The organism is Taibaiella helva (assembly GCF_003545695.1).
In the GTDB taxonomy this organism is placed as follows: Bacteria; Bacteroidota; Bacteroidia; order Chitinophagales; family Chitinophagaceae; genus Taibaiella; species Taibaiella helva.
In genome coordinates, this window is sequence record NZ_QUZZ01000016.1 from 18,325 (window position 1) to 30,757 (window position 12,433).

The window sequence follows — 12,433 nt, forward strand, 5'->3', positions numbered from 1 at the left end:
CCTTAACCGGTTACCGGCTGTTCGGCAGCCACTACCTGCGCAACTGCTGTAAGCCATTGCTGGTATAAACAATCTTCGATCGCACAGATATCGGCTGCAATATGCTGCCATTGCGGGTCAAAGGCTTCCAGCATGCGGGTCATTTCCTCAAGGTGTCCGGCTTCTTCCAGGATGATAGACTTCACATTGACCTTCGAGCCGGCCCGGGTCAAGGCCTCCTGGTAAACACCATACAGCTCATCGGCCCTTACCTCTATCGCGTACGTAACAAGGATATAGGCCGCATCATAAAGCGCCCTGCCCTGTTTGCCTCTTTGCTTCAGGTACCGGCAGGTATCCAGGTCGAGCTGCCGCAGGTAATGGTGACTGTGCTTCGGCGCCAGCAGATAACGGTAGCTGTAATCGGGACAACCGGCTTCGCCCAGCAGCCGGGTAATCTGCTTTTTGAGATAGTAAGCATGCCTGGCTTCTTCCGCCGCATGCTTCAATATGGTAAGGTTAGTATGTACCGGGTGCTCATACCGGGCGATTTTACGCGCACCGGTATTTTCCATCAGGGAAAGGGAATTGAGCCAACGGGCATGCAGGTCATCGTTGGCTATAAGCAGTGTCAGTAAAGTGGTAAGGGACTCCGGCATAAAATTGATTTTATAAGGTGGACAGTAGCTGGTCGATCTCTTCATAAACAAAACCGAGTTGTCCGGTAGTGATGCAATAAGGCGGAAGGATGTAAATAATGTTCCCCAATGGACGCAGGAGTATTTTGCGCTCGAGGAAGAAGTGATAGATATGATCGCGATGCCGGTTAAGATAGCCGGTAGCCGTTCCCGTTTCCAGCTCCAGCGCCAGTATGGTGCCACACTGGCGAACAGCTTTCAGCCCTTTCCCGTTTTGCCAGTGTGTCTTTGCAGCACTATGCGCCGAAACAAGCGCATCGATCTGTAGCCGGCATGCTGGCGCCAGCAGCAGGTCCAGGCTGGCAATACCGGCGGTGCAGGCAATAGGATTGGCCGTAAAAGAATGCCCGTGATAAAGGGTCTTGTGATGATCTTCACTGAGAAAAGCATCATAGATCCGCTGCGTACAGGCCGTAACACCCAGCGGCACAGTACCGCCGGTCAGGCCTTTTGAGAGGCAGATAATATCGGGCCGGGCATCCTGAACCTGGTCGCAGGCAAACCAGGTACCGGTACGGCCGAAGCCGGTCATCACTTCATCAGCGATCACCAGGCAGCCGTATTCCCGGCAGCAGCGCATCATCTGTTCCAGTACACCGGATGTGTACATGCGCATACCGGAAGCGCCCTGAACCAGGGGCTCCAGGATCAGGGCCGCTGCATCTTCCTGCTGCAACAAGGTTTCAAGCGCATGCAGCGTCTCTTCCTCCTGCCCGGGATGTGGAAAAGGAATGTAAGCGGTATCGAACAGAAGCGTTTCAAAAGGCCGGGTAAACAAGCTGCGCCCGCTTACCGACATAGCCCCGAAGGTATCGCCATGATAAGCGCCTTCCAGGGCGATGATGCGACGCCGGCCGGTATCCTGGTTGCTCTGGTACTGCAAGGCCATCTTTAAAGCGACCTCCACCGCTGTAGAGCCGTTGTCGGAATAAAAGATCCTGGCCATATTGCCCGGCAGCAGGGGGAGCAGCCGCTCCGCGAGCTGCACGGCCGGCTCATGGGTGAAGCCTGCAAAAATACAATGCTCCAATGTGGTCAACTGCTCGCTTAAACGTTGCGCGATATAAGGATGACTATGTCCATGGAGATTGACCCACCAGGAGGAGATCGCGTCGATGTACCGGTTGCCGGCTTCGTCGATCAGGTACACGCCCTCCCCTTTTACGATCCCGGTAGCCAGAGGCGACAATTGCATCTGGGTATAAGGATGCCAGATAACCTCGCTATCTCTCCGGCTGATGTTGTTCATACAAAAAGGATAAGGAAGTTTTGAGTTGTTGTGCCGCATCCCTGATCTGCCCGGGATTTAGCGGATCCAGCACTCCGGTAAAGAGAACCGGGCTGTCGCCGGTATACCGCCCGATAAAGGATTCGGAAGCCTCGTCACGATGGCCGTTCACCACAAGACACAGCAAGGGAATGCCGCGTTGCCGCATAAGCTCGAGGCACAGCAAAGTATGGTTGATGCTGCCCAGGTAATGACGGGTGACCAGGATGGCGGGCATCTTGTGGCAGGCGATGAAGTCGGCAACGGTATGGTCTGCATCTATAGGCGACATCAGGCCGCCCGCCGTTTCTACCAGCAGCAGGTTGTCCGTTTCCGGAAACAGGAATTGGCAGCTGTCGTATTCGCGGTTTTCACAGGCAGCAGCATGATGCGGCGAGGCTGCCAGCTGCAGGCGTATAGCTTCCGGATGACAGCGGCTTCGGGTATTGGAGATCAGCTCCTGCACCGTCATCCGGTCTGAATGCTCCAGCGTGCCTGCCTGTACCGGCTTCCAGTAGTCGGCCTGCAGCGCCTCCGTCAGTATAGCAGAAACGATAGTCTTGCCGATGTCGGTATGGATCCCGGCGATTGCTATGGGTTGGATTGCAGCCATTGTTCCAGGGTGTGATGTAGTATTAATATTTCGTTTTCTGTATTGAAGGCATGCAGGCAGATGCGTATCCTCGCGGTACCCTCCGGCACTGTAGGCGGCAGTATAGCCGCTGCTTTTATACCCCGCCTGCCAAGATAAGCAGCCGCCTTCCGGGCACGGGTACCCGATCCGAGCACAAGCCCTTGTATGGCCGTTGTACTTTCGATCCACCGGGCGTCACCTGCATTCCTGCATTGCCGGCTGAAGAAGGCGATACGGTCGTGTAGCTGCTGCCTCATGGCATCATGTTGTTCCAGCCATTCATATGCATGCTGTATTGTTATCACGGCTTGCGGTGGTAAAGCCGTTGTATAGATAAAAGACCGGGCATAGTTGACCAGATACGAACGCAGCAATTCGCTGCCCAGCACGGCCGCACCATGGCAGCCCATGGCCTTGCCGAAGGTATGGACCCGTGCAAATACCTGCCGTTCCAGGCCCATCGCGGCGACCAGGCCGCGGCCCTGGTCGCCGATAACACCGGTGCTGTGGGCTTCGTCCACGATCAGGGCTGCATCGTGCCTGGCAGCTAAGGCGACCAGGGCCTCCAGCGGAGCTGCATCGCCTTCCATCGAGTAAACGGCTTCCACGATTACCAGCAAAGGCCCCGTTCCGGCATACTTGTCCAGCTTACGCTGCAGGTCGTCCATATCATTGTGGTGAAAACGGAAAGCCTTTCCGGCATGGCTCAGCCTGATGCCGTCGATGATGCTTGCGTGTACATATTCATCGTAGAGGATGGTCATCTGTCGGTGAGCCAGCGCGGTGATCAGGCCCAGGTTGGCATCATAGCCCGAATTGAACAACAAAGCCGACTGTCCTTTATGATAGGCGGCCAGGTATGCTTCCAGCGCTTCTGCCTCCCGTGTATTGCCCGACAGCAGGCGGGAGCCTGTAGCGCCACAGGCATAGCGATGCACCGGTAATGCCTCCAGCACCCTGTTGGTCGCGATACCCAGGTAATCATTTGAAAAAAAATCGATCCCCGCCCGGCGATGGTACAAGCTGCGCAGGCTGTCCCTTGCTTCGCGCCGTTCCAGCTGCCGGTTCAGGTACGCTTCAAGTTGTTCAGGCATCGGCCGTACTTTTTCCAGCAGGTATGTTTTCCCGCTTATCGGCAAAAGCGGCTTTAGGTTTCAGGCCCAGCAATTCAAACATTTCCAGGTCGCTGTTGAATTCTGGGTTGGGTGTGGTCAGCAGCTTGTCTCCCGCAAAAATAGAATTGGCGCCGGCCAGGAAACACATGCCCTGTTCTGCCAGCGAAAGCTCCAGGCGGCCGGCAGAAAGCCGTGCCGCAGCTTTGGGCATGACCAGCCGTACCGTTGCGATCATGCGGACCAGGTCGTAGAACGGCACCCGCTTCGATTCGCCGAGGGGTGTTCCTTCCACCGGCACCAAAGCGTTGATGGGAACCGATTCCGGATGCTGCGGCAACGTGGCGAGGGTATGCAGCATGCCGATACGGTCCTCGTTCGTTTCGCCCATACCGATAATGCCGCCGCTGCAAACGGTAATGCCCGCTTTGCGCACATGCAATAAGGTACCGATACGGTCTTCAAAATCCCGTGTGCCGATAATATTATTATAGTATTCCTCAGAGGTATCGATGTTATGGTTGTAAGCATACAAGCCGGCTTCGGCCAGGCGGGCGGCCTGGCTTTCGGTGAGCATACCCAGGGTACAGCAAACCTCCATGTCCAGCTTGTTCACCTCTTTAACCATATCCAGCACCCGGTCAAAGTCGCGGTTGTCCCTTACTTCGCGCCAGGCAGCGCCCATACAGAAACGGGAGGCCCCGCCGGCTTTGGCCTCCTGCGCTTTTTCAACCACTTCTTCCACTTGCATCAGAGCCTGCACCTTTACGCCGGTATGGTACCGGGCAGCCTGCGGGCAGTAGGCGCAGTCTTCGGGGCAGCCGCCCGTCTTGATCGACAGCAGGCTGCTCACCTGCACTTCGCCGAAGGTATGGTGCCTGCGATGCATGTCGGCAGCTTCCAGTATCAGCTGCAGTAAGGGCCGGTGGTAGATAGCGGCAATTTCTTCTTTCGTCCAGTTGTTACGGATATCGTTCATCGTGTGATCGTTAAAAAGGCCGCTAAGGTAGCCGATATACCACTATAGATTACCTGCATGTATGGGTGCGATTGCCAATTAGTGTTAAACAGAGGGCCTTTTATTTACATATCACACCTATACAGAGCACCCGGGTAGTAAGATGTCTTTACACCTGGAAACATACGAGTGACAATTCCACGGTCCCCTGTTTCAGGGTTTTCCACCATTTTTGCATAGACATACGGGATCGTCAATGCCTGTTTAAATCAAAATCGTACCTTAATCCCTTATGATGAGACGGACGGTATTCTTCTCTTTGGTCTTCTTCCTGCTACAGGCATTTCATACGCTGAAGGCGCAGCAGCAGGGCACCGCACCCCGGCAGCTCGACAGCCTTACCCGGCTGATGCAGAGCCACCCCCCACCGGAAGTGCAAATGAAGGTCTTTATCGGCCTGTCCGATTACTGGCGGAGCCGTGACAATAATAAAGCGATGGCCTATGCCCGGCAAATGTCCGATATAGCCAGGAGCAGGCAGGACAAGCTTTATATAGGTATTGCAGCTTTCGTGGAAGGCAATGTATACAACAGCGCCGACCAGCTCGACAGCGCCCTGAACCGGTACCGGCAGGCGCTGAAGATACTGGAGCCGCTGAAGGAGAAGACAGCGGTTTATTACCAGGCCCGGGTATGGAACAACAAAGGCATTATTCTTCAAAAGAAAGACAGCGCCGGGCAATACCTGGATATACTGCTGAACACGGTGGTACCGCTGGCGGAAAAGATAAAGGATAGCGCCATGATCGGTCATGCCTATGTTAATATCATTTCCCTGATGGTATATTCGGGCCGCTACGAAAAAGCGTTATCCTATTACGATGCTATTATCGGGCTTTATAAAAAATTCCTTCCCGATGAAATGCTGGCAATAGCCTATCTCGCGTATGTACGGGGTACATTGTTCAGCGGGATACCCGACCTGAATTTTGCAGGAAAAAACCTGGCCCTGGCACGCGCCCGTCTGGCCAAAGATACCTCATCGCGGGTATGGATCAATTATTATGGTATGGCAGGCGGCCTGGCCTTTACCGCTAACCAATATACCAGGGCGCTGCAATGCTTCGATTCGGGTCTTGCGCTGAATGCACGGTGGAAAGTGGGCTACGATGCGCTCACGCTGGTATGGGGCAAAGCGGAAACCTATTACAAAATGAACCGCGTGCAGGAAGCGAAGCGCGCTATGTACGAATTGGATAAATTTGTCAGCATTTACAACATGAAGGCGGACCGCATTGCCCTATTGCGGAAGATCGCTTTTCTGGAGGCGGCCACCGGCAACTACCCGCTTGCTTACCGCAAGCTGGATGAATATGTTCAGCGCATGGATACGGCCAACCTGCTCAAAGCGAATGTGGCGATTGCCGACCTGGAGGAAAAATACCAGAATGCCCAAAAACAGCATGAGATCGAGCTGCTGCAAAGCAAGAGCCGCTTCAACCGCTACCTCACCCTTTCATCTATTGCGCTGACGTTGCTGCTGGTCTTATTGTTGCTGCTGCTGCGCTCACGATACCGGGCCCGGAAAGCAGCGGCAGAGCAGGAGGCAACGCTGCTGTTGCAGAAAATACAGCAGCAGCAGCAGGAACAGCAGTACGAGGTAGCCAGGGCCCTGCTCGAGGGTGAAGAACGGGAGCGCCGCCGGTTAGCTGGCGACCTGCACGACGGGCTGGGCGGCATGCTGGCTACCGCCCGCATGAACCTGACCGGCCTGACCGACGGAGCCGGAGATACACAGCGGGGGCTGGACAAAGTGATCGGTCAGCTGGACCAATCTGTCAATGAGCTGCGCCGTATTGCCCGCAATATGATACCTGAAGCGCTGCTGCGCTCCGGCCTGGAGACGGCGCTCACCGACCTCTGCGCTTCCCTTCCCGCCGATAAGATCAACGTAGATTACCAGATGATCGGTATTCCCGACACAACACCTGGCCAGCAGGAGCTTGTGATCTACCGCATTGTGCAGGAGCTGCTGACCAATGTGCTGCGCCATGCCGGCGCTACCGAGATCTTTGTACAATGCAGCCAGCGGGACCATACCTTTCATATTACAGTCGAAGATAATGGTAAAGGACTGGACGATGTAGCAGACGGCAACAATAAGGGGATCGGGATAGCGAATGTCCGCAACAGGGTCGCCTTTCTACGGGGAAGGATGGACATCCGGTCGGCCCCGGGCAAGGGTACGGCCATAGATATTGAGCTGCACCTCACCTGACCTGCAGAGGCGGAAAATTCCCTTAAATTTCGGTACCTTTGCACCCTTTAACTGAAGGGGATGAAAAGCAGAACGATTAAACAGAATAAGGTCAATATCATTACCTTAGGCTGCTCCAAAAACCTGGTGGACAGCGAGGTGCTGAGCGGACAGCTCCGAGCCAACGAGATCGCTGTGGCACATGAGAATGAGAAATTCGATCACAACATAGTGGTGGTCAATACCTGCGGCTTTATCGATAAGGCCAAGGAAGAGTCCATCAATACCATACTCGAACAAGTCGCTTACAAAGAAGCGGGCCGTCTCGACAAGGTCTATGTAACCGGCTGCCTGAGCGAACGCTACCGCGGCGACCTGGCTAAGGAGATTCCCGAAGTGGATGCCTGGTTCGGTACCCTGGAGCTGCCTTTCATCCTGAAAGAGCTGAATGCGGACTTCAAAAAGGAGCTGCTGGGCGAAAGAATGCTGAGCACGCCCAGGCATTATGCTTATCTTAAAATATCGGAAGGCTGCAACCGTACCTGCTCTTTCTGCGCTATTCCCCTGATGCGTGGCGGACATGTATCCAAGACCATAGAAGAGATTGTAACAGAGGCGAAGCACCTGGTGCGGAACGGAGTTAAGGAGATCATGCTGATCGCCCAGGAGCTGACCTATTACGGCCTGGATATTTATAAGAAAAGAATGCTCCCCGACCTGCTGAAGCACCTTTCGGATGTGCCCGGGCTGGAATGGATCCGCCTGCATTATGCTTATCCTTCCAAATTCCCGATGGAGATCCTCGATGTGATGAAGGAGCGGGACAATATCTGCAATTACCTGGACATGCCTTTGCAGCATTGCAGTGATGCGATGCTGAAAGCGATGAAGCGCCAGATCAGCAAGCAGGAAATGTACGACCTGATCGCGGCGATACGGGAAAAGGTGCCCGGCATGGCTCTGCGTACCACGATGATCACCGGCTTTCCCGGTGAGACCCGCGATGATGTAGAAGAGCTGAAGGCCTTCCTGGAAGAGATCCGTTTTGAACGCGTGGGCATCTTTACCTATTCGCACGAAGAGAATACGTCGGCTTACGACCTGGAAGATACTTTGTCTTCCGAAGAAAAGGAGGCCAGGGCGCAGGAGATCATGGAAGTGCAGCAGGAGATCTCTTACGAGAAAAACCAGGAGCTGATCGGCCGCGAGTTTAAAGTGATCATCGATAAAATGGAAGCCGGTCGCTATATCGGCCGTACCGAATATGACAGTGTGGAAGTGGACAACGAAGTGATCATTCATGCTGAAAAGGAGTTGCCCGTTGGTGATTTTGTGCAGGCACGCATTACCAAAGCCTTCGATTATGACCTCGAGGCGGAAGTCGTATAGGATTTTAAAATTTAGAATTTTGATTTTTGAAATTTTACCTTTTGCCTCCTGATTTTTGAATTTTAACCTATGGTATATAAAGTGATCGGGCTGATGTCGGGAAGCTCGCTGGATGGGCTGGATATTGCCTATACAGAGCTAACGGAGATCAGCGGTAAGTGGAGCTATGAGATCGTGGCGGCGGAATGCCTGCCCTACCCGACAGCGCTGGCCGATGAGCTGCGGCATGCACATACCCTTACCGTTCCCGGGTTCCTGCGCCTGCATACCAGCTACGGCCACTACCTGGGCGAGCAGGTCAACCATTTCATTAAACGGAACAGCTTACAGCATAAAGTACATTTCATCGCATCGCATGGACATACGGTCTGGCACGAGCCTTCGGCCCGTACCACCGCGCAGATCGGCGACGGCTCTGCTATTGCGGGCTGGACCTTGCTCCCCGTGATCAGCGACCTGCGTCATATGGATGTGGCTCTCGGCGGACAAGGTGCGCCTATCGTACCGATTGCCGACAGGCTGTTGTTCTCTGCCTACGACTTCTGCCTGAATCTCGGTGGCATAGCCAACGTTACAGTCAATGGCGCCGAGCCGCTGGCCTTCGATATTTGCCCGGCCAACCAGTTGCTGAATCACTTCGCGCTGCGGCTGGAAAAAGAATTTGACGATAAGGGCGCCATTGCCCGTTCAGGTAGCAACAATGAAGCCGTGCTGGAAAAGATCAACCAGGTGGCTTATTATGGCATGAGCACGCCAAAGTCGCTGCACAATGGCTTTGTAACGGAAGAAGTATTACCGCATTTTGAATCGTTGGAAAAAATGAATGATGCGCTGTATATCTCCACCCGTCATATCGCCACCCAGGTGGCCCGTGCGCTGCAGCCTTATGTTAACCCTTTGCAGGAGCAGAAAATGCTGGTCACCGGCGGCGGCGCCTTCAACGATTTTCTCGTGGAGATGATAAAGGAAGAGCTGAACCGTGAGGGTACTATCGAGCTGGTGATCCCCGACGAGGCAACCATTAAGCATAAGGAAGCCGTTGCCATGGCCCTGTTTGGTACTTTGCGCTGGCGCGAGGAGAACAATGTGCTGCATTCTGTTACCGGCGCCGCACGCAGCAGTGTAGGCGGTGCGCTCTGGCTGCCGCCCGTGGATTGATATTTAGAAAGTCAGATGTTAGATATTAGACAGAACATTCTAAATCTGCTATCTCGTTTCCGCTATCTATCGCATACCACTATTTTATATCTAATATCTAAAGTCTAACCTCTAAGATCTAAACCCCGGTGGAATATAATTTTCAGCAAATTGAGCAACATGCAAAAGCCTTCTGGGCTGCGCAGCAAGTCTATAAAGTAAAGAACGATAGTACACGTCCCAAGTATTATGTGCTGGACATGTTCCCCTATCCCAGCGGCGCGGGCCTGCATGTGGGCCATCCGCTGGGTTATATTGCCTCTGATATATTTGCCCGCTACAAAGTGATGAAAGGCTTCAATGTGCTGCACCCGATGGGCTTCGATGCTTTCGGTCTGCCGGCGGAGCAATATGCCCTGGAGACCGGCCAGCATCCTGCAGTGACGACCGAGAAGAACATTAAACGCTATAAAGAACAGCTGGATAACATCGGTTTCAATTACGACTGGAGCCGCGAAGTGCGTACCAGCGATCCGCAATATTATCGCTGGACCCAATGGATCTTCCTGCAATTGTTCCAAAGCTGGTTCAACCGTGAAAACAATAAGGCCGAGCCGCTGAGCACACTGACCGTTCGCCTGGAACAGGAAGGCAACAAAGACTGTCCTGCTCCCGGTGATGAGACCCTGCGCTTTACGGCAGAAGAATGGAAAGCCATGAGCGAGCGGGAGCAGAGAGGCGTGCTGATGCATTACCGTCTCGCTTATCTCGATCATGCCGAAGTATGGTGGTGCGAAGCCCTGGGCACAGTGCTGGCCAACGACGAAGTGGTGAACGGCGTGAGCGAACGTGGCGGCCACCCGGTAGAACGCAAGAAGATGCGTCAGTGGTTCCTGCGGATCACTGAATATGCCGATCGCCTGATCCATAGCCTCGATAACCTGGAATGGAGCGAGGCGATGAAGGAAATGCAACGCAACTGGATCGGCCGCAGCGAAGGCGCTTCCGTGCATTTTGCGCTGGAAGGCCATCAGGGCAGCATCGAAGTGTTCACCACCCGACCCGATACTATTTTCGGCGTGGACTTTATGGTGCTCGCTCCCGAGCATGAGCTGGTAGACCACATTACCGCTCCTGAACAGAAAGAAGCCGTCGAGCAATATGTAAGCTATGTAAGAAGCCGCAGCGAGCGGGAACGCATGGCCGAGAAGAAGATCAGCGGTTGCTTTACCGGCGCCTATGCCCTGCATCCCTTTAGCGGCAAGCGTATCCCGGTATGGATATCAGAATATGTGCTGGCCGGATACGGTACCGGCGCCATCATGGCCGTACCCTCCGGCGATGACCGCGACCATGCTTTCGCACGGCATTTCGGTATCGATATTACCAATATCTTCGGCGCCTTGTATACCGGCGAAGCTGCGGTGGGCGATAAGAATGTAATCATCGAGCAGAGCGGCTTTGTGAGCGGCAAGAGTGTGAAAGAAGCCGCAGCGTTGGTACTCGAAGCCTTAGAGACCAAAGGTATCGGCACCCGCAAGATCAATTATAAGCTGCGTGACGCGGGCTTCAGCCGCCAGCGCTACTGGGGCGAGCCCTTTCCTATCGTGTATAAGAACAATATTCCCTATGCGGTAAACGAGGCCGGAGTCAACCTGCCCGAAGCCCTGCAGCAATTGCCCGTAGAGCTACCGCATATCGAGAACTACAAGCCCGGCCCCGAAGGCGAAGGCCCGCTGGCCAATGTCGCCGAATGGGTCGTGGTGCAAAACAAAGATGGTGAATTGTTGAAGCGCGAGACCAATACCATGCCGGGCTATGCCGGCAGCAGCTGGTATTTCCTGCGCTATATGGATCCCGGCAATGCCGATGCCTTTGCCGATCCGAAGGCAACCGATTACTGGAAGCAGGTGGACCTGTACATTGGTGGTACCGAGCATGCGGTAGGCCATTTGCTCTACAGCCGCATGTGGACCAAAGCCCTGCACGATTTGGGCTATATCTCTTTTGACGAGCCTTTCCGCAGGTTGGTGAACCAGGGGATGATACAAGGGAGCACGAGATATGTATATCGTATCAATGGTACCAATACTTTCGTGTCACTTGGATTGAAAAATGAACACTTAGTTGATCAGATCCGCGTTGATGTGAACTTTGTAGATGGTGTTGAACTGGACGTCGAAGCCTTTAAGCAATGGCGTCCCGAATATGCTGATGCCGAATTTATTTTGGAGAATGGTAAATATATCTGTGGTAGCGAAACGGAAAAAATGTCTAAATCCAAGTACAATGTAGTCAATCCCGACGATATTGTAAAGCAATACGGCGCCGATACTTTCCGTATGTACGAAATGTTCCTGGGGCCGATCGAGATGAGCAAACCCTGGGATACCAAAGGCATTGAAGGTGTGCACCGTTTCCTGAAGAAGCTCTGGCGGCTCTTTTACGACGAGCAGCAGGGCTGGATCGTGACGGATGAAGCACCCGCTGCGGCAGAGCTGAAGACCTTACACAAGACCATCAAAAAGATCGAAAGCGACACCGAACGTTTTTCTTTCAATACGGTTGTCAGCCAGTTCATGATCTGTGTGAACGAGCTCACCGACCTGAACTGCCATAAGAAGACCATACTCGATCCGCTCGTGCGTATACTGGCGCCCTATGCGCCGCATGTGGCGGAAGCCTTGTGGAAGCAGCTGGGACATGAAAGCTCCGTGGTCCATGCCGCCTACCCCGAATGGGAAGAGCAATATACCGTGGAGAACAGCAAGCTGTACCCCGTAGCCGTGAACGGTAAGCCCCGTGTAGAGCTGGAATTTGCGCTGGATGCCGAGCAGGCCTTTATCGAGCAGGAAGTGCTGGCCAACGAAGTGATCCGGAAATGGCTGGAAGGCAAGGAGCCCAAAAAGTTCGTCTATGTAAAGGGACGGATGATCAATGTGGTGGTGTAAGCCCGGCTTATACTACAGCGATAAATATAAAGATCCGGCTGCAGCTGCAGC

Annotated in this window: 9 protein-coding genes; 4 read left to right on the forward strand and 5 right to left on the reverse strand. The window is 53.9% G+C overall.

Annotated features, from left to right (window positions below; genetic code table 11):
- Positions 1–2: 2 nt before the first annotated feature.
- The 5 genes from DZC79_RS19315 to bioB are packed head-to-tail and all read right to left on the reverse strand — an operon-like array spanning position 3 to position 4,669.
- On the reverse strand, positions 3–638 hold the full coding sequence (locus tag DZC79_RS19315) for a hypothetical protein (RefSeq protein ID WP_118953347.1): 636 nt from the start codon (positions 636–638) through the stop codon (positions 3–5).
- A 10-nt stretch (positions 639–648) separates the two neighbouring features.
- Entirely contained in the window at positions 649–1,926 is a 1,278-nt protein-coding gene (gene bioA / locus DZC79_RS19320) for an adenosylmethionine--8-amino-7-oxononanoate transaminase (RefSeq protein WP_118953264.1), read from the reverse strand.
- Positions 1,901–2,557 carry a dethiobiotin synthase gene (bioD, locus tag DZC79_RS19325; RefSeq protein WP_198666954.1) on the reverse strand — a complete coding sequence of 219 codons (657 nt, stop codon included), beginning with the start codon at positions 2,555–2,557 and terminating at the stop codon, positions 1,901–1,903. Before bioD ends, bioA begins: the two co-directional genes overlap by 26 nt.
- Positions 2,536–3,672 (reverse strand): aminotransferase class I/II-fold pyridoxal phosphate-dependent enzyme, encoded by a 1,137-nt coding sequence (locus DZC79_RS19330; RefSeq protein ID WP_118953349.1) that lies wholly within the window; start codon positions 3,670–3,672, stop codon positions 2,536–2,538. The genes bioD and DZC79_RS19330 overlap by 22 nt, the downstream gene beginning before the upstream one ends.
- Positions 3,665–4,669, reverse strand: a complete 1,005-nt coding sequence (gene bioB / locus DZC79_RS19335) for a biotin synthase BioB (protein WP_118953265.1) — start codon at positions 4,667–4,669, stop codon at positions 3,665–3,667. The genes DZC79_RS19330 and bioB overlap by 8 nt, the downstream gene beginning before the upstream one ends.
- A 274-nt stretch (positions 4,670–4,943) precedes the next feature.
- On the opposite strand from bioB, the gene DZC79_RS19340 reads away from it, so the two are divergent.
- The 4 genes from DZC79_RS19340 to leuS all read left to right on the forward strand — a co-directional run bounded on the left by DZC79_RS19340 (position 4,944) and on the right by leuS (position 12,382).
- Positions 4,944–6,926 (forward strand): ATP-binding protein, encoded by a 1,983-nt coding sequence (locus tag DZC79_RS19340; RefSeq protein ID WP_198666955.1) that lies wholly within the window; start codon positions 4,944–4,946, stop codon positions 6,924–6,926.
- A 60-nt stretch (positions 6,927–6,986) separates the two neighbouring features.
- A complete protein-coding gene (rimO, locus tag DZC79_RS19345; RefSeq protein WP_118953267.1) occupies positions 6,987–8,294 on the forward strand; it encodes a 30S ribosomal protein S12 methylthiotransferase RimO in 1,308 nt (435 codons plus the stop codon).
- Positions 8,295–8,363: 69 nt separating this feature from the next.
- Positions 8,364–9,452 carry an anhydro-N-acetylmuramic acid kinase gene (locus DZC79_RS19350; RefSeq protein ID WP_118953268.1) on the forward strand — a complete coding sequence of 363 codons (1,089 nt, stop codon included), beginning with the start codon at positions 8,364–8,366 and terminating at the stop codon, positions 9,450–9,452.
- 128 nt (positions 9,453–9,580) lie between these two features.
- Positions 9,581–12,382, forward strand: coding sequence for a leucine--tRNA ligase (gene leuS / locus DZC79_RS19355; protein WP_118953269.1), 2,802 nt, complete (start codon positions 9,581–9,583; stop codon positions 12,380–12,382).
- Positions 12,383–12,433 lie beyond the last annotated feature (51 nt).